Annotated in this window: 13 protein-coding genes and 4 tRNA genes; 7 read left to right on the top strand and 10 right to left on the bottom strand. The window is 61.1% G+C overall.

Annotated features, from left to right (window positions below; translation table 11 throughout):
- Positions 1–41 precede the first annotated feature (41 nt).
- Entirely contained in the window at positions 42–470 is a 429-nt protein-coding gene (locus AC0Z42_RS19230) for a winged helix-turn-helix transcriptional regulator (RefSeq protein ID WP_485469791.1), read from the bottom strand.
- A 112-nt stretch (positions 471–582) separates the two neighbouring features.
- Here AC0Z42_RS19230 and AC0Z42_RS19225 point away from each other — a divergent pair, with 112 nt between their 5' ends.
- A complete protein-coding gene (locus AC0Z42_RS19225; RefSeq protein WP_485469790.1) occupies positions 583–1,434 on the top strand; it encodes an SDR family oxidoreductase in 852 nt (283 codons plus the stop codon).
- Between the two features lie 67 nt (positions 1,435–1,501).
- On the opposite strand, the gene AC0Z42_RS19220 is transcribed toward AC0Z42_RS19225, so the two are convergent.
- From AC0Z42_RS19220 to AC0Z42_RS19200, 5 genes are all read right to left on the bottom strand, one after another.
- Positions 1,502–1,586: transfer RNA gene (locus AC0Z42_RS19220), tRNA-Leu, on the bottom strand.
- Between the two features lie 68 nt (positions 1,587–1,654).
- A tRNA-Leu gene (locus AC0Z42_RS19215) sits at positions 1,655–1,739 on the bottom strand.
- A gap of 66 nt (positions 1,740–1,805) precedes the next feature.
- A tRNA-Leu gene (locus tag AC0Z42_RS19210) sits at positions 1,806–1,890 on the bottom strand.
- Between the two features lie 147 nt (positions 1,891–2,037).
- A complete protein-coding gene (locus AC0Z42_RS19205) occupies positions 2,038–3,123 on the bottom strand; it encodes an NF038122 family metalloprotease (protein ID WP_485469789.1) in 1,086 nt (361 codons plus the stop codon).
- A 195-nt stretch (positions 3,124–3,318) separates the two neighbouring features.
- A tRNA-Leu gene (locus AC0Z42_RS19200) sits at positions 3,319–3,403 on the bottom strand.
- 344 nt (positions 3,404–3,747) lie between these two features.
- On the opposite strand from AC0Z42_RS19200, the gene rnr reads away from it, so the two are divergent.
- The 5 genes from rnr (at position 3,748) to AC0Z42_RS19175 (ending at position 9,163) form a co-directional block, all read left to right on the top strand.
- Positions 3,748–6,234: a ribonuclease R gene (rnr, locus tag AC0Z42_RS19195; protein ID WP_485469788.1), complete on the top strand. Its 2,487-nt coding sequence runs from the start codon at positions 3,748–3,750 to the stop codon at positions 6,232–6,234.
- 3 nt (positions 6,235–6,237) lie between these two features.
- Positions 6,238–6,981: a 23S rRNA (guanosine(2251)-2'-O)-methyltransferase RlmB gene (gene rlmB / locus AC0Z42_RS19190; protein ID WP_308922064.1), complete on the top strand. Its 744-nt coding sequence runs from the start codon at positions 6,238–6,240 to the stop codon at positions 6,979–6,981.
- 201 nt (positions 6,982–7,182) lie between these two features.
- Positions 7,183–7,932 carry a serine O-acetyltransferase gene (cysE, locus tag AC0Z42_RS19185; RefSeq protein ID WP_485469787.1) on the top strand — a complete coding sequence of 250 codons (750 nt, stop codon included), beginning with the start codon at positions 7,183–7,185 and terminating at the stop codon, positions 7,930–7,932.
- A gap of 16 nt (positions 7,933–7,948) precedes the next feature.
- Positions 7,949–8,641, top strand: coding sequence for a YceH family protein (locus AC0Z42_RS19180; RefSeq protein WP_485469786.1), 693 nt, complete (start codon positions 7,949–7,951; stop codon positions 8,639–8,641).
- Positions 8,642–8,653: 12 nt separating this feature from the next.
- Positions 8,654–9,163, top strand: coding sequence for a DUF2199 domain-containing protein (locus AC0Z42_RS19175; RefSeq protein WP_485469785.1), 510 nt, complete (start codon positions 8,654–8,656; stop codon positions 9,161–9,163).
- A gap of 55 nt (positions 9,164–9,218) precedes the next feature.
- Here the strand turns inward: AC0Z42_RS19175 and AC0Z42_RS19170 are convergent, their stop codons facing one another.
- From AC0Z42_RS19170 to AC0Z42_RS19155, 4 genes are all read right to left on the bottom strand, one after another.
- Positions 9,219–10,367: a GGDEF domain-containing protein gene (locus tag AC0Z42_RS19170; RefSeq protein ID WP_485469784.1), complete on the bottom strand. Its 1,149-nt coding sequence runs from the start codon at positions 10,365–10,367 to the stop codon at positions 9,219–9,221.
- 301 nt (positions 10,368–10,668) lie between these two features.
- On the bottom strand, positions 10,669–12,285 hold the full coding sequence (locus tag AC0Z42_RS19165; protein WP_485469783.1) for a type VI lipase adapter Tla3 domain-containing protein: 1,617 nt from the start codon (positions 12,283–12,285) through the stop codon (positions 10,669–10,671).
- A 29-nt stretch (positions 12,286–12,314) separates the two neighbouring features.
- The gene (locus tag AC0Z42_RS19160; RefSeq protein WP_485469782.1) at positions 12,315–14,651 is read right to left on the bottom strand and encodes a T6SS effector phospholipase Tle3 domain-containing protein; all 2,337 of its coding nucleotides are present in this window, start codon (positions 14,649–14,651) and stop codon (positions 12,315–12,317) included.
- A 128-nt stretch (positions 14,652–14,779) separates the two neighbouring features.
- Positions 14,780–17,083 carry an amidohydrolase gene (locus tag AC0Z42_RS19155; RefSeq protein ID WP_485469781.1) on the bottom strand — a complete coding sequence of 768 codons (2,304 nt, stop codon included), beginning with the start codon at positions 17,081–17,083 and terminating at the stop codon, positions 14,780–14,782.
- A 75-nt stretch (positions 17,084–17,158) separates the two neighbouring features.
- Between AC0Z42_RS19155 and AC0Z42_RS19150 the strand changes: the two genes are divergently transcribed.
- Positions 17,159–17,614 carry a hypothetical protein gene (locus tag AC0Z42_RS19150; protein WP_485469780.1) on the top strand — a complete coding sequence of 152 codons (456 nt, stop codon included), beginning with the start codon at positions 17,159–17,161 and terminating at the stop codon, positions 17,612–17,614.
- The last annotated feature ends 10 nt before the right edge of the window (positions 17,615–17,624 follow it).

Below are 17,624 nucleotides of genomic sequence, written 5' to 3'. Positions count from 1 at the left end.
AAATGTTCCACTGGTAACAAAAAGCAATACTCGCTGGCGCGTCAAGCCGCTTGTTCCGCTGGCGCGGCCTGCGCCAGGTCGGCGCGCGCCTGTTCGATGCGCGGGTAATTGTCTTCGATCCAGTCGACCAGCACGGCCAGCCTTTCGGCTGCCTCGCGCCCTAATGGCGTCAAGCTGTATTCCACCTTGGGCGGTATCACCAGATAGGCCTGGCGCAGCACGAAGCCGTCGCTGCACAGGGCGTCGAGGGTTTGCGCCAGCATTTTTTCACTGACGCCGCCCACTTCGCGGCGCAGTTCGCTGAAGCGCCGCGTGCCGCTCAGCAGCAAGACCAGCACCAGCACCGCCCAGCGGCTGGTGAGGTGGCTGAGCACGCCGCGCGAAGGGCAGGCGGCCGCCATCAGATGGGCGCTCTGGTTCTGTTTGGCCAGCGCAGCGCGCATGCTGGCGCCCGGTATGTCTTCGGTCATGATAGTCGGCCTTGAAAAAAGAAACTCCATACTTACCAAAAGGTACGTACTTACATTTCGTAAGTGGTGAGGCTATTATAGATTTTTCTTACCCAACAACAAAGGATTTATCATGATCGTCATCACCGGCGCCACAGGCAAGCTGGGCCAGCACGTTATCGCCAGCCTGCTGAAAACCGTTCCTGCCAATACCATCATCGCCGCCGTGCGCAATCCGGCCAAGGCCGCCAGCCTGGCCGCGCAAGGCGTGCAAGTGCGCCAGGCCGACTATAACGACGGCGCCAGCCTGGACGCGGCACTCCAGGGCGCGACCAAGATCCTGTTGATCTCGTCGAGCGAAGTGGGTCAACGCGCGCAGCAGCACCAGAACGTGATCGATGCGGCCAAGCGCGCCGACGTGGCGCTGCTGGCCTATACCAGCGTCTTGCGCGCCGACACCACGCCGCTGGGCCTGGCGGCCGAACATGTAATCACCGAAGCGGCGATCCGCGCCTCAAGCGTGCCGTTCAGCTTCCTGCGCAACGGCTGGTACCTGGAAAATCACACCGAACACCTGGCGCCGGTGCTGGAACACGGCGTGGTGCTGGGCGCGGCGCAGGACGGCCGTTTCTCGTCGGCCGCGCGTGCCGACTATGCAGCCGCAGCCGCAGCCGTATTGACGGCGGCTTCGCCGAAAGAGATATACGAGCTGGCCGGCGACGACAGCTTTACCCTGAGCGAGTACGCGGCCGAAGTGGCGCGCCAGTCGGGCAAGCAGATCGTCTACAAGGACTTGCCGCAGGCTGACTTCAAGGCGGCATTGGTGGGCGTGGGCGTGCCGGAAGGCTTTGCCGACATGCTGGCCGACTCCGACGCGGGCGTGGCCAAGGGTGGCCTGGAAGAGCATGGCAAGCAACTGAGTGCCCTGATTGGCCGTCCGACCACCAGCCTGGCCGATGCCGTGAAGGCAGCCTTGGTGAAATAAAAGCACAGGCACAATGAAAAAAGCCGCAGACTCATGAAAGTCTGCGGCTTTTTTGCGAATTAGGTAATGGTGCCCACGAAGGGACTCGAACCCCTACACCCGAAGGCACATGGACCTGAACCATGCGCGTCTACCAATTCCGCCACGTGGGCACTTATGCTGCTGTATTGCTTTTACCTTGCTACTTTACTGCGGAAGACAACGATGAAAAACTCGTTGCTGGTGCCCACGGAGGGACTCGAACCCCCACACCCGAAGGCACATGGACCTGAACCATGCGCGTCTACCAATTCCGCCACGTGGGCTATGTACTACCGACTGCCATTACTGCTACTGCTTTGCTGCGGATAACAACGAAAACTGCCCGTTGCTGGTGCCCACGGAGGGACTCGAACCCCCACACCCGAAGGCACATGGACCTGAACCATGCGCGTCTACCAATTCCGCCACGTGGGCATTGTGCTGCTTGTTTGCTGCCATCTTGCTCATCGCTGCGTGTTCTGCAGCGACGGACAAAATCATAAGGGTTGGCGTGCATTCGGTCAATCAACATTTGCTGTTTTCTTCAAGAAAGACGGTTTTCGCGTGAAAAAAGCGCCGCCCCTATGAAAACTGCCTGTTTTTATGGCGCAGCAAGGCCATCAGCGCCAATCCCAGGCCCAGCAGAGGCAGGGTGCCGGGCAGCGGGACGGCAAACAGGGCGACGTCCCAGCCGATGGCGTCGAGGGCGATCAGGTCATTGGGCTGCAGTACCATTCGTTGCCCATAGGCCACGGTCGGATCCATGATGCCCAGGCCAAGTTGGTCGCGCCAGTGGCTGGCCTGGTCGCCTTCGCCGTGGTAGACGCCGTTGGCAAACAGCGGTCCGCGCGTCACGCCGCCATCGAGCGAAAAATACTTGTCGCGGTTGTCGGCTGTCCAGTCGATGACGCCGGCCGCCGTGCTCTCGGCAGAGTAGCGGAACAGGTCCAGCGGCGAGACATAGCTAAATTCGATATCGTCGTACGGGCCAGCGTTCGGTGGCGCGTTGTAGTCGAGGATGTCGACGCCGCTAAGAAAGCCCAGCGCATGGCCGATCTCGTGCATGGCCACGCCGATAAAGTCGATCGCGTTGCGCGCGATGCCGTTGCCGGGATCGAAGTCAAACCTGAAATCGCTATTGAACTGGATAAAGCCGTCGCAGTCGCCCAGGCAGCCGGGCAGTGACTGGCCTGGTGGCGCCAGGTTCAGGGCCTTGGCGACAGCATTGCTCATGAACAGGTACTGGTTATTGTCGTCGCCATTGTTGTCGACATATGGCACGTCACTGCCGGCGCCGTTCGGGTTATTCGCCGTGCGGTTGATCAGTACGCCGAAACTGTCGCCGCCGGGCAAGTTTGACACTGCCTGCCGGTCGTAGGCCGAGGTGACGTTCTGCGCCAGCGCATTGCGCACGTCGGCGTAACGGTAAAAGGCTTCGCTCGACCCGGTCTGCCCCAGGATGCTGTTGCCCAGCGAATTGAAGCCGACCGTCAGTTCGATGGTGACGTTGTCTTTCAGCACGCGCGACCATTGTGCAGCGGCGGCCTGAAAGCCTTGCTGCGCCTGAAGCGAGGTGCCGGGTACGTACTGCAGGTTGAAGATGGGTGCGGCCAAACAACTCAGGGGCAGGCTGGCGGCCAGGCAGAGAAGAAGCGAGCGGATGTTCATGGTGGCTCCACGGAGTGAGGGGAATGTCATCACCACGCAAAAAGCATGCTCGTCTTTAATAATCAGGGACTTGCGTTGAAGACAGGATGTTGGTCGCCATGCATTGTCAGAAAGTCCGACAGCCAGAATATGCCGGGAAGAAATGAAAAAAGCCGAAAACTCGTGAGAGTTTGCGGCTTTTTGCGAATTCGGTAATGGTGCCCACGGAGGGACTCGAACCCCCACACCCAAAGGCACATGGACCTGAACCATGCGCGTCTACCAATTCCGCCACGTGGGCACTGATGCTGCTATTATAGCGACTTGAAGAGTTTTGCGCCAGATGAGCTTTCGCTCCATACTGCACATCAACCCTGTACCGCTTTCTTGGTAGCGTCGCACCAGTGAAGGTGTTTCGCTGCAAGAGACAAGGATTATAGAGCAATATTTGCCGATGTCAAATGCCTGGTGCACTTTTCCGCACATTTTCATCAGGGGACGGGCCAGGCCTGTTCCCGGTACGCTGTCTGTTAGGCAAACCTGGGCGTCCTCCGGTACACTATGGCCTATCACCGTGTCGATTGACGGTGATGTCATCGGCCTGTTTTCCGTTTGATCACTGTCAATACAACTATAGAAATACTTTTGAGCCAAAATACCCACACCATCCCCAGCCGGGAGGACATTCTCGGCATATTCCGCAGCGTCAACGCGCCTCTCGATCCGCAGTCACTCGGGAAAACGCTGCAAGTGCATGCCGACTCCATGGACGTCCTCGTACGTCGCCTGAAGGCGATGGAGCGCGACGGCCAGCTCAAGTCTGACGCCAGCGGCGTATTCAGCCTGGCTGACCAGAGCGCGCTGGTGGCCGGTCGCGTGACCAGCCACCGCGACGGCTTCGGCTTTGTGATTCCCGACGACGCCAGCGCCGACCTGTTCCTGCCCGAGAAAGAAATGCAGAAAGTACTGCATGGCGACAAGGTCATGGCCCGCATCGTCGGCACCGACCGCCGCGGCCGTCCGGAAGGCACCATCGTGGAAGTCACTTACCGCGCCAATACCCATGTGATCGGCCGTCTGATCCAGGAAAACGGCACCTGGGTGGTGGCGCCGGAAGACCAGCGCATCGGCCAGGACATCCTGGTGACCGGATCGGTGGGCAAGGCGAAAGCCGGCCAGATCGTCAGCGTTGAACTGACCGAGCAGCCGATGCGCTTCAAGCAGCCAGTCGGCAAGATCGTCGAAGTGCTGGGCGCGCTGGACGACCCGGGCATGGAAATCGAAATCGCCGTGCGCAAATTCAATGTGCCGCATATCTTTTCCGCCGCCGCCCTGAAGCAGGCTGAAAAGCTGCCGTTCGAAGTACGCGCCGCCGACCTGAAAGACCGCGTCGACCTGCGCGACGTGCCGATGGTCACCATCGATGGCGAAGACGCGCGCGACTTCGACGATGCCGTCTACTGCGAACCGGTGAAAGTCGGCCGCGCCAACTGCTTCCGCCTGATCGTGGCGATCGCCGACGTCAGCCATTACGTGAAGCCGAACGACGCGCTCGACACCGACGCGCTCGAACGCAGCACCTCGGTGTACTTCCCGCGCCGCGTGATCCCGATGCTGCCGGAAAAACTGTCGAATGGCCTGTGCTCGCTGAACCCGGCGGTCGACCGCCTGACCCTGGTGTGCGACGCCGTCGTCACCGACAAGGGCGAGATCAAGGCTTACCAGTTCTACCCGGCCGTGATCCATTCGGCCGCGCGCCTGACGTATGACGAAGTGGCCGCCGTACTGGGCAACACCAAAGGCCCGGAAGCTGCGCGCCGCGCCGACATCCTGCCGCACCTGCAGAACCTGGAACTGGTGTATCGCGCCTTGCTGAAAGCGCGTACCGCGCGCGGCGCCATCGATTTCGAGACCACCGAAACCTATATCGTCTGCAACAGTGCCGGCAAGATCGAAAAGATCATCCCGCGCACCCGTAACGAGGCGCACAAGATCATCGAAGAGTGCATGCTGGCGGCCAATGTGTGTGCGGCGGACTTGCTGCTGCGCAACAAGCATCCGGGCACCTATCGCATCCACGCCAGCCCGACCAAGGAAAAGCTCACGCAAGTGCGTACCTTCCTGAAGCAGGTCGGCCTGAACCTGACCGGCGGCGACACGCCAACGGCCACCGATTACCAGACCCTGATGCAGCAGATCAAGGCGCGTCCCGACGCGGCCCTGCTGCAGACCATGCTGCTGCGCTCGATGCAGCAAGCCGTCTACAGCCCGGACAATATCGGCCACTTCGGCCTGGCGTACGAAGCGTATGCCCACTTCACCAGCCCGATCCGCCGCTATCCCGACCTGCTGACGCACCGCGCCATCAAGGCCATCTTGCAAGGCAAGAAGTACGAGCCGAAATTGTCCGACAAGACCGTGCTCAACACCAACGTCTCGAACGCCACGCGCAAGCAGCAGGCGAAGGACAAGGCCGATGGCAAGCCGAAGAAAACCGATCTCACCATCTGGGATGCGCTCGGCGTGCATTGCTCGGCCAACGAACGCCGCGCCGACGAAGCGTCGCGCGACGTCGAAGCCTGGCTCAAGTGCTACTTCATGCAGGATAAACTTGGCGAAGAATTCACCGGCACCATCACCGGCGTGACCACCTTCGGCGTGTTCGTGCAATTGGATACCCTGTTTGTCGAAGGCCTGGTGCACGTCACCGAGCTGGGCACCGACTACTTCCAGTACGACGATGCGCGCCATGAACTGCGCGGCGAGCGCACCGGCAAGCGTTATCAGTTGACCGACCGTTTGACGGTGCAGGTCGCCCGCGTCGACCTGGAAACGCGCAAGATCGATTTGCGTCTGGTGACGGAAGGCGAAGTGGCTGGCGAAGACGCCAGCGACAAGCCTGCCGGTGGCAAGCGCAACAAGAAATCCATGGTCAAGCCAGGTCCCGCGACCGAGCAGCGCCATGAAATCAAGGCCGGCGTCGCCAATGGCAGCAATGGCGGCAATGGCACTTCCAAGCCGAAACGTGGCAAGTCCACCAGCAGTAACAGCAACACCCCGGTCGCGGCATCTGCCGCGGCGGCGCCACGCGCAGCAAGAACCGGTTCGAAAACAAGCAAGAAGAAACGATAAACAATGAAGAATAAAATGATTTTCGGCTTCCACGCCGTGACCTCGCGCCTGCGTCATGAAGCGTCGTCAGTGGAAGAAATTTTTGTCGACGCCAGCCGCGTCGACGGCCGCATGAAGGACATGATCGCCGCCGCCAAGGCAGCCGGCGTGCGCGTCATGCCCGTCGATTCGGCACGCCTGGACAAGATCGTCGGCACCCGCCGCCACCAGGGCGTGATCGCGTTTGCCTCGCAGCTGTCGCTGGCGCGCAACCTGGACGAACTGCTCGACGCCGTCGACGGCCCGCCGCTGCTGTTGATCCTCGACGGCATCACCGACCCGCACAATCTGGGCGCCTGCCTGCGCGTGGCCGACGGTGTCGGTGCGCATGCCGTGATCGTGCCGAAAGACCGCGCCGTGGGCCTGAACGCCACCGCCGCCAAGGTCGCCAGCGGCGCCGCCGAGACCGTGCCGTACATCACCGTGACCAACCTGGCGCGCACCATGCGCGAACTGAAAGAGCGCGGCATCTGGCTGATCGGCACCTCGGACGATGGCGAAAAAGGCCTGTACGAAGCCGACTTCACCGGCCCGACCGCGCTGGTGATGGGTTCCGAAGGCGAAGGCATGCGCCGTTTGACGCGCGACACCTGCGACATCCTCGTCAATATCCCGATGTTCGGTTCGGTCGAGAGTTTGAACGTGTCGGTGGCGTCGGGTGTCTGCCTATACGAAGCCCGCCGCCAGCGCATCGCACTGGAAGCATAAAAAACGCCCATGGCGGCGTTGCATTGTCTTGCCGTACTATTCGTACTGTCTTCGACAATGCGCCTTGCCCTGAGCATTTTTTAGCGCTTCCAGATATTTAGCCGCCGCCCTTGAGGCGGCGGTTGTTTATCTGCCCCCCAAGCAAGCCCCCGCGCAATACGCTACCATTTGCATCCTGTCACCGATTAAGAAACACGTCCCATGTTCCACCACCTGCGCGAAGACATCAACAGCATCATCGAACGTGATCCGGCCGCCCGCAACGGCTGGGAGGTGCTGACTTGTTATGCGGGCCTGCACGCCATCGTCATGCACGGCTGGGCGCACTGGTGCTGGCTGCGCCACATGAAGTGGCTGGGCCGCTTTATCTCGTATCTCGCGCGCATCATCACCGGCATCGAAATCCATCCCGGCGCCGTCATTGGCCGGCGCGTCTTCATCGACCATGGCTTCGGCGTGGTGATCGGCGAGACGGCGGTGGTCGGCGACGACTGCACCATCTACCAGGGCGTGACTCTGGGCGGCACCTCGCTGCATACCGGCAGCAAGCGCCACCCTACATTGGAGCGCGGCGTGATCGTCGGCGCCGGCGCCCAGGTGCTGGGCAGTTTCACGGTCGGTGCCTACGCCAAGGTCGGCTCGAACGCCGTGCTGCTCAAACCCTTGCCGTCCGGCGCCACCGCCGTCGGCAACCCCGCGCATATCGTGCAAAAAGACCTCAACACGCTGCGCGAAGGCAGCACCGCCCATCTGTTCGCCGCCTATGGCGTCACGCCGAACGGCGACGATCCGCTGTCGAAAGCGCTGCAGGGCCTGATCACGCACGCGGTGGCGCAGGAACAGCGCATCGAAACCATCCTGGCGACCCTGAAGCGCGCCGGCATTTGCTGCCAGGGCGTGCCCGAGTGTGATAAATTGGATACGGAACAGATGAACAAGCTGGTGGACTAGTGAAAGAGGATGACGCATGAGTACTGAAGCAAGCGCAGCAAGCACCGATAATCCCAACCTGCTCGACCCGTTCGAGATCCGCGTACTGGCCGTGCTGGCCGAAAAGGAAGCACTGACGCCGGACAGTTACCCGCTGTCGCTCAATGCCCTGACCAACGGCTGCAACCAGCTGTCCAGCCGCGACCCGGTGATGGCCCTGTCCGAAGAAACCGTATACGACGTGCTGCAGCGCCTGATGCAGCGCAAGTTCGTCAACGGCATCACCCAGGCCGGCGCGCGCGTCGCCAAGTACGAACACCGCATGCGCATCAAATGGTCGCTGGAACAGGACAAGCTGGCCATCCTGGCGATCCTGATGCTGCGCGGCCTGCAGACAGCCGGCGAAATCCGCAGCCGCAGCGGTCGCGTGCACGAATTCAAATCGGTGGCCGAAGTGGAATCGGGCCTGCAATTCCTGATCGACAAATACCCGCCGCTGGTGGCCAAGCTGGCCGTCGCCCCCGGCGCCAAGGAACCACGCTACGGCCACCTGCTCGGCGGCGCCGAAGCGCTGGCGCAGTTCGAGACGGCGGCAGGCTACGCCGGCGCCGTCAGCGCGCCGCAGCAGGGCAGCAGGGTGGCCCAACTGGAACAGGAAGTGCTGCAGCTGCGCAGCGATTTCGATGGCCTGGCGGCGCAGTTCGAGGCGTTTCGCAAGCAGTTTGAATAAGCGTCCTTACGCGTGAGCTTTTCCTTCCTGTGCCGCTCCTGCGGCGAAACTCACACGGGCATGCCCACCTTTGGCGCCGATGCGCCGTGGCTGTATGAACAGATGGCGCCGGCCGAACGGACGGCGCGCTGCCAGCTCGACAGCGACGCCTGCATCGTAGATGGAGAACACTGCTTCGTGCGCGCCACCATCGACATTCCCGTGCATGGCGCGGATGAACCGTTCAGCTGGGGTGTATGGGTATCGCTCGGCGGCGACAGTTTCGACGCCTGGGACGCCTGCTTCAACGATGCGAAGCGCGCCCACATCGGCCCCTTCTTTGGCTGGCTCAGCACGCAGCTCTTCGTGTATCCCGAAACCCTGAACCTGAAAACCCGCGTGCACCTGCGCGACGACGGCGTGCGTCCGTATGTTGAACTGGAGCCGACAGACCATCCGCTGGCCGTGGAACAGCACGAGGGCATCACGCCCGAGCGCGTGGCCGAGCTATACGCGCGGCTGGTGCACGGCGGCGAGCGATAGCGCCAGTTCTTTCGCTTTTTCAGTGTCTGCCTGATTTCGCGGCACCGGCCTGGCATCAGGCTGCCCGCACCACCCGCACGCTGTCACGCCCCTCGCGTTTTGACGAGTACAAGGCGGCGTCGCCAAGTTCGAGCAGCGCGGATAAACTTGCCGGCGGCCGTTCGAACAGCGTGGCGCCCATGCTCAGCGTCACTGCCTTGGGCGTGGCAAATGCCTGCTGCGCCATCTGTGCGAACATGCCGCGCAAGGCATTCCCCAGCGTGATCACGCTGTCGCTGCTGGCCCCGCGCAGCAGGATCAGGAACTCATCCCCGCCCAGCCTGGCGGCAAGCGCGCCCTGTGGCAGCGTATTGCAGATCATTTCACTGAGGGCCACCAGCAATTTGTCGCCGGCGCTATGGCCGTGCAGGTCGTTGACCTGCTTGAAATTGTCGATATCGATCAGCAGCAGGGCGCCGGGGCTGTGCGGCGAAGCCTGTGCCAGCAGCGCGGGCGCGCGCTGGTCCAGGGCGCGGCGGTTGTACAGGGCCGTGAGCGGGTCGCGCGCGGCCAGCTGCTCGATGCGTTCTTCGCGGCGGTGGCGCTCCGTGCCAGTCATGGACAAGGCGATCAGCATGATCGCCATGGCGCCCTCCACCAGAGAAATCTGGATCACCTCGCCACGGAAGACAGCCAGGTCGACGAAGGTATCGAGCGCAACAATCGATGCGGCCTTGGCAAAATAAAACAGGCCATGCAGCAGCAGGACGTAGCGCAGCTGCACCGCGCCCACACTCAGGGACACGCCATGGGGGCGCAGCAGGAAGCTGGCGCGCAGGCTGACGCCCGCAATGAGCAGCGATTGGATAACGAACATTGCCTTGGACCACCATGCCGCACCGGGCAGCAGCAGCACGGCCAGCCAGGCAAGGGCAAGCAGGTACCACGCGCGCGACAGGCGCATGTTGGTGAACCTGGCGACGCCAGCCAGGAACAGCCAGTGGGCGGCGATCAGCAAGCCGTTGGCAAACCAGATCCCGATCAGCAAGTAGCCGCTGGTGCGCAGCAGGGCCAGGATGCAGCCGACGGTGATGACGGCGAACCCCGCGCTCCAGAACAGCAGCGATTTTTCCCGCACGCTGCGCCACTCCACGGCCAGGTAAAGCGCGGCGGCGGCGGCTAGCGCGGTCGAGAGGATGAGGATGGTGGAGGGATCGAGTGCCATGAGTCAGGGGAGCGTGATATTGCCCGGATAAGCGGATGAAGCGAAGGACGCTATTTTAGCGCTCTTCAAGACAAGTGTAGCCCATCTTTATCGACCACAAGTATCAAACTGGAGACGATGCATCACTCGTTGGTTGCAGCGCAGCGCGAGGGCATCAGGGCGGCAAGGGCGGGCTGATGCCATTCACGCTCAAAGGTGCCCAACGTGGAAACGCATGCGGCCATGGCTGAAGCAGATCAGATGGCAGGCATGCGACGTGTCCGTTTTGCTGCTACTGCTGCTGCGCCATCTTTTAAACTGGCTAATTCGCCGGATAATTTGCCGGATCGATCGCCGGCGTGCCGTGGTGCGCAAATACGTCGCCGCCATTCGGATGTTTCTGCGTGCGACGCTTTTCCTCCGACGGCGGGCTGACCAGCACGATCGAGGCTTCCTGCGGGTTGCGCAGGTTGACCGCCGCGCTGACGCCGCCATCGCGGTAGCTGCCCATCACGGCGATCGCCATCTGCACGAACCAGGTCGCCGCGCCCGTATTGCCGAGGCGCCGGTCGGTGTCGATCCATTGCGCGGGGTTGCCGCTGTCGAGTTCGGTGCCACCGTCTTCCGCGTGCTTCATCAAGGTCTTGTGCAGCGTGATTAACTGTTGCGTATCGCCGCCGGTGGCCGCCACCAGGCGTGCCGGCGCCGCTGGCCGTTCTGTCTCGGGCAAGGTGCGCAGCGCTTCCTGCCAGCCCGCCTGCAAGGCCCGTTCGCGCTGGTCGCGGCGAATCAGGGGCTTGCCGTGCTCGTCGACCATTTTCACGAAAGTGGGGCGGTGGATAAGGCCCAGGGTGGGCAGGCGGTCCAGCTGCGCCAGCTGCTCCCGGTTGAAGGGCACGGGAAACCATGGCGTCGGCTGCCAGTCTTTTGGCGGATGGTAGTTGCGGCCGTGGAGCTTGTCGAGCATGCTGAAGCTGCCGGTGCCGCGAATATCGGTACGGCGGGCGAATTGGGCGGCTACGGGCAGCCATTCTTCTATCAGAGGTACTCTTCCAACCGGTGAATCCGGTTCCGGCCTGGGAACCTTGCGCGTCAATTCATCATAAGCAAGATACAGCCGCCGCGCCACGCCATAGTTGTTGAGGTCGTCGACACTGTCCTCGGGCGGGGCATCGTCAAAAGCAAACTTGCGCACGACATCGATGCGCTCGCGCCGGGCCAGCACGAACAGGGCGGAGGCGTCGGGCATTTCGGGGATGTAGTAACCGTCCCTGACCAGCGATGGCATGCCGTCGGGACGGTACAGATCGCGAGTGGACATGCTGTCTTCGGTGTTGAGCACGATGTAAGGCACATCGGGGTTAGCGTCAAAAAACGCAAAGACGTCTTCCAGGATACGGTCAGGATACTCACCGAAGCGGCGTGCGCCCGCGAGAAACAGATGCCAGTGCATGCCAGAAGGGGCGGCACCAGCGGCCAAGCCTATTGATGGAGAGTCCGGAGTATCCAGCATATCGGTATCATGAATGGGCGGCTCGGCGTTAAATACAGGTACGCCGAAGTACATCGGCGTTTTGCTCGCGCCATTTTCCAGCGTATCTCCACCACGGCCACCTGCGATGCCGGATCTTTCCATTTCGTCCCACGTATATTTCTGGATATCCTGTTCGCGTATGGTGGCATGCGCGTTTCCTTTTTGCAGGGCTTCCCATAGTTTGCCCTGGCGATATTTGTCCAGCGTTACGCCCAAGCCGATGACTTCCAGCACATATTCGCGCCGGGACTGTTCGGTGACCGGTGCTGTTTGCGTGATCGGCTTGGCTGCGGGTGCAGGTGCAGGCTTGGGCTGGTTGAACCAGCGCGAGCCGAGCAAGCTTGCGGCGATGATGGGCGGTATCAACAAAAGCAATTGGAGGTACTTTCCTATTGGGCTGGTCATTGCTTGCTCCTCGAAGAATGTCGTATTTTTCATTTTTGGGTATCGTTGATGGCCCGACGGCTCAAGGATGGAGAGGAAGATTCGGTACGTCGCCCGCTGACTGTTTCACACACAACAGTTGAAGGCAGTCCTGCTTGCAATGCAGGAATGGAAGCTGGTAGCACTCCCGAGCTGTAATACTCAGCGTTGCCTTCGATGAGCTCCTTGCGAGATGCGGATTCTGCAGCCCAAAAAAGGGAAAATTTTTCAAGGAATTGTTTCCATCGCAATATTGATTGGCGTTCAGGTGCTTTTATGTGCTTCTGCAACCGCCAATCGGCCACCGCACACAAATACCGGTAAAACCTCGGATCACTGCTCGCCTTGCCGCCACCAATGGCCACGTCATACGCCGTCACATGCCGGTGATTTTCTGCATTGCCGATAATTGCGCCGTGAAAGGACTTGGGGCTAACTTCCTGCTGCCAGCGCTTGCGCGCCTCGTTCGGGGTTTCTTCGCGTATTACGAACAGCAGATCGCCGCCGCCCGGATGGCGGCTGATACGCATCAGCCTGCACTGGTCGTTCACATGCTTGTTCAGGTTCCAGGCCTGCTGTACCTGATGATGCGGGCCGGAGCCAAAGAAGCCATTGCCTTCGCCGGGAATCCGGGGCGTCACAGGTCGCGGATCAGCAACGATTTCCTGCGGAAGTTGCCGCAGTCCCTTGCTGCTGGTAATGGCAATCGCCGCGTCGATCGGGTCAACCTCTTCGCACGGGCCTTGCTCCTTGCGCGGCAGCGTGGCCTGGCTGGATGTGGAGGGGAGGTGGCCCGGGGCTATTTCCCCGCCATCGAGCACGGCCGCTTTGGGTACGCGCAGTGCTTCGCCATTGATGGTACGCAGGCCTTTACGCCGGCCCGCTTCGGTCGAAAATATATTCCATTTGCTCGGTTTGACGGGTGGCCACTGCGCCTCGTCGTGGCTGGCGCGATGGCCGCGATTGGCGCCGGCCACATGCGCGTGGTCGTCTTCGCCATCGAGACGCAGCGCAAAATCGTGCGGCGGCAAACCGACCAGCACCGGTCCGCTGGTCTTTTTCGCCGGATCAAGCCGCTGCTTGCCGGTAAATACGCGCTGGTAAAATCCCGCGCCCAGCTCGCGCAAGGGCAGGCGCTGCTGGTCTTCCTTCTCCCAGTAGGTGGGGCCGTTGCCCCAGGTGCTTTTTTCCTTCTTGCCTTTCGTCGTCGACAGGCAGTTGCCCTCCAGGTGATCGGGCACGCCCTGCCAGCCGATGCCCTGCATATTGTCCAGCGCGACCGTCATGTCTTCCGGGCAGAAGTACAGATACACCTTGCCGCGGTTGTCGCGGTCCGCCTCGGCTCGCCAGGGTACGCCGGTCATGCCGTGGCACAGCGCGTCATCCTTGAGCTGGCCGAAGGCGGGCACGCCATGTTTTTTTGCGACCACTGCCTGCACGATCTGCACCAGGGTTTGCAATCGCGCATGGAAGGTCTGGCGGTTGTTGATGGCCTCGTACTGTCCATCCATCGCGGCATCCTTGCCGCCGCCGAAGATGCGGCTCGTTTCGATGGTGCCGAAAAACATGCTGGTCTCTTCCACCAGGCTGTAGGGCGGATGCGTGAGAATGAGGTTGTCGGCCGGGCGCTTGCCTTCGTCCAGCAGAAAGGCTTGCGCCAGCAGCGAAATCAGGCAGCCCTGGCTGTGCGCGACGATGGAGACCACGTCGTTGCTGTCGTAGTCGCGGATCATGGCGATCAGGGCCGCCAGGCGCTTGGCGGCCAGCACCATGTACATGCGTCCCGGCGCCGTCATCAATGGCCGTACCGGATCGCCGCCGACATCGAGCGGCGAATACAGGCCCTTGTTCCACATGTCGGGCAGGGTATTGGTGGCGTTGCCGAAGGGGCCGCCATTTTTCGACATGTCCTTGTCGAGCCGGTTGCCGTGGCGGTCGGTGTTCTGGCCGTTGACGACCTTGGCCGCATTGCTGCGCTCGCGGAAACCCCAGTAAAACGGGATCACCGGGCTGTTGGTGGTGTCGACCAGCTGGCGCTTGAAGAAAATCGCATCCGGGTCCGGCTCCAGCTTGTCCTTGTCATCTGGCTGCGGCATGCGCCAGGCTGCGGGGCGCAAGATCCCCGGCCCGCCTTCACGCAGGCCGTACAGGCGCGCATCGAGGCCCTGACACAAGCCTTTTTCCACCGCGCCAAAGCTGGTACCGACGTCGTTGACGCCGTGGATCACGATCACGTTGCCGGGCAGCTCGCGTCGCACGCGCACATGCACCAGTTGCTCCGGCGGACGGCCGCACTGCAGCAGCGCCTGCTCGCTGCCGGTCACATAGGGAATCTTCGGATATGCCATCGCCGCGCCTGTATTCCATGCTGCTGGGAAACACAGTGTAGGGCGATGGCGGCCGCTGTCAGGGGCCGATTGCCGCTTGTTTGTGCTGGCGCAAAAGGGTATATATCTTGCTGCCAGCCGGGCCGCAATTACTGCGCTGTCGGGAAGTAATCGACGGGCGTGCCGTCAAGATACGTGCCGATCACCTTGATGGCGCTGATCTTGCCCGGGTCCAGCAGCGCGGCTTCATAGTCGTTCTTTGCCAGCCGCACGAAGTCCGCTTTCTTGCCGACGCGGATGGAGCCGATGCGGTCGAACAACTGGTGCTGCTTGGCCGGCACCACGGTGATGGCGCGCAGCGCATCGTGAAACGAGATGCCTTGCTCGCCGGGCATGGTAATCGCCTGCGACTTGCCGGCCGTGCCCAGGTTGGGGTAGACCCAGCTCTGGCGCGTGACGGCCTGCTCGGCCAGCCACAGTGGAACCGTGGGCGATACCGGTCCATCGCTGTGCAGCGAAAACGGGATATTGTTGTCACGCAGCGAGCGTGCCGCGTCGAGCTGAGATACGCGCTGATGCGGATCGGAAGAATCGTTCTGCTGGTTCTTCGGTACGCCATCGAGGATGTTCTGGAAAGCGGCGCCCCAATAGGCGACGTGACCGATCAGCAAGCTGGTTGTGAGGTCAATATGGTTGGCGCGCGCTGCCAGGACGTTTTTGACTTCGTCCGGCACAACCTGGTTATTTGCAGCGCCATTGCCGCTGACCGTAAAGTGAATCAGGGTATGCGTCTTGCCGCATGCGCCAGCGTTTGCCGATGCGCATCCTTTGCCTAGCGCCTTGAGCGCGCTGATGGTGTTGCTTATCGCGTGGTCGCCATTGGCATGCACGTTGATATACCAGCCGGCATCCCAGAATGGCTGCAGATTTGTCTGGATATCCTCCGCGGTGTAGTTGGCATGGCCTTTGCGCGCTTTGGCACACAGGCCTTTTTTAGCGTAATCCTTGGTCAGTGCCGCTGAACAGCCCTGGGTCGAACCATCGGCCCAAAGCTTGACTCCCTGGATGCCGAAGCGCTGGCCCGGCTGTTGCCAGATATCGAGGCCTTGGGCGCTCAGGGGCAAGACTATTTCATCCTTGCTGCCTTTTTTGGCCTGCATGTCTGCATTCCACGCCAGCAAAGTGACCACGCGCAATGGTGCAAGCGGGGTTTTGTCATCCAGGCCTTGCGATGTGGGGGCCAGCAAGGCTTGCAAATCGCTGACTTCCTTGTGATTCATCGCTCCGCCATTGGCCAGGGTGGTTACGCCGGCCTTGGCCAATGCATTGGTAATCGGCTGTGCTTCCTCGACAAAGCGCGAAGGCGATTCATTGAACAGATACTCTCCTTGCGCCAATTGCAGAATAATGTGCTCAAGGAAAACCTTATATGCGCCCGTTTCAAGCAGGCGACCGGTGTAATTGCAGCCACGAGTGACCTTGGTACAGTGGAATTCGTATCGAGCTGAAGGATCATCCGGCTGGTATTTTTTTGATTGAATGGCAGATCTGGAGACGTTCGGGCATTGCTTGTCAGCTTTGCAATTCTTCAGGACGCGTTGCATCGCCTCCTGGTTGACGTAGGCCACGTGCCCGGACTGATCGAGCAGGAATAGAGGCTGGTTTTTTGTATCGCGGAACTGTGTCGCAAGGTAACGCGCTGGATCGTTCACGAAATCGCGCGTCTGATCCTTGCCGGGTGCCGCAACCGTTGTCATGCGCGATGGATCGATGCCGTTACCGACGATCCACTTCCCTTTGCTGCTTTTGGCGTTCTGTCCGGAATACAGCATCGTCACGGCATCGTTGATGTACAGCGGACAGGCGTCCGAATTGTCTGTGGCCGTGCTGTCATAAGGCTTGCGCGTTTCAAACCTGCTTGGCCAGCATGGAGAAATGTCGGCCATTTGCGCCATCTGCGCCATGGTCGCCAGATGGGCGTGTGGTTCGATAAAACCCGGCATCAGGATATCGCCGTTCAGGTCGATGGTATTGCTGACCTGACCGATCTGGTGCTCGCGCAGCCAGCTCACCATGCCGGCCTCGGTATTGATGGCAACGATGTCGCCGTCTCGCACCAGCACTTGCCCGGCGCGCGGCGCAGTGCTGCCGCCGTCTTCCATGTCGACGATATTGGCATTCTTGAACAGCGTATAAGTGCCGGCCGCTGCGGGCGCCGCCTGGGATGCCGGGCACAGCAGGGTGCCGGCGATGGCCAGCAGCCCGGCACGGTGCCGCGCCAGTCCGGGCAGGCGGTGAAAAAAATGGGAAATGGATTGCATGAAAGACCCTTCAAATGGATGCGCCAGGACCCGCAAGGCAAGGCCTGCGTGACGTAACGCGAAACGGACATCGAATGGAGAATGACGACAGCGGCGTGCTGCCGCTGCGCTCGCCGGACTGGCGGGTGACATGCATGCTCAACAAGTCCGGGAGTTGACTTGAAGCATAACATTTCCAATTAGAAATTAGCTATTTGGTAATCATTATTGATAATTATTTTTTGTTATTGTGGCGTATCTGCCAATTTCGCTGCCTGGCAGCGAAGTGCCGCCAGCGCTCCTCAATCGACGCCGAAAGAGCAAGGCAAGCTGGCGCTGGACGACGACGTCAACACCGGGCTGTCGAGCTGGAAACTGCCGGACAGCGAACTGTCGGCCGGCAGCAAGATAACGCTGCGCAGGCTGTTGAGCCACAACGCCGGGCTGACCGTGCATGGCTTTTACGGCTACGCCAGCAATGTGCCGCTGCCTGCCGTGATCGAGGTGCTGAACGGTGAGAAACCCGCCAACAGCGCACCATCATCAAGACCGATGCCGACGCACTCATGCGTTACGCCGGACGCTATGAGTTATCCAATAACGTGCTGGGGGCGTTCGACATGCGAGATGGCCGGTTGGTCAGCGTCTTCGACGGCTTGTCCGATGAAGTCTTCCTGCCTGTAGGCGTACGGCA

This window comes from Janthinobacterium sp. 1L-D-8-B-C4, assembly GCF_057291295.1.
Note: the sequence above shows the minus strand (reverse complement) of the source record. Positions and strands in the feature narration are given on the sequence as shown.

Coding starts and splice junctions, on each gene's coding strand:
- AC0Z42_RS19205 (WP_485469789.1), bottom strand. CDS start 3,123: ATGAACATCCGCTCGCTTCTTCTCTGCCTGGCCGCCAGCCTGCCCCTG.
- AC0Z42_RS19225 (WP_485469790.1), top strand. CDS start 583: ATGATCGTCATCACCGGCGCCACAGGCAAGCTGGGCCAGCACGTTATC.
- rlmB (WP_308922064.1), top strand. CDS start 6,238: ATGAAGAATAAAATGATTTTCGGCTTCCACGCCGTGACCTCGCGCCTG.
- AC0Z42_RS19160 (WP_485469782.1), bottom strand. CDS start 14,651: ATGGCATATCCGAAGATTCCCTATGTGACCGGCAGCGAGCAGGCGCTG.
- AC0Z42_RS19165 (WP_485469783.1), bottom strand. CDS start 12,285: ATGACCAGCCCAATAGGAAAGTACCTCCAATTGCTTTTGTTGATACCG.
- cysE (WP_485469787.1), top strand. CDS start 7,183: ATGTTCCACCACCTGCGCGAAGACATCAACAGCATCATCGAACGTGAT.
- AC0Z42_RS19230 (WP_485469791.1), bottom strand. CDS start 470: ATGACCGAAGACATACCGGGCGCCAGCATGCGCGCTGCGCTGGCCAAA.
- AC0Z42_RS19170 (WP_485469784.1), bottom strand. CDS start 10,367: ATGGCACTCGATCCCTCCACCATCCTCATCCTCTCGACCGCGCTAGCC.
- AC0Z42_RS19155 (WP_485469781.1), bottom strand. CDS start 17,083: ATGTCACCCGCCAGTCCGGCGAGCGCAGCGGCAGCACGCCGCTGTCGT.
- AC0Z42_RS19180 (WP_485469786.1), top strand. CDS start 7,949: ATGAGTACTGAAGCAAGCGCAGCAAGCACCGATAATCCCAACCTGCTC.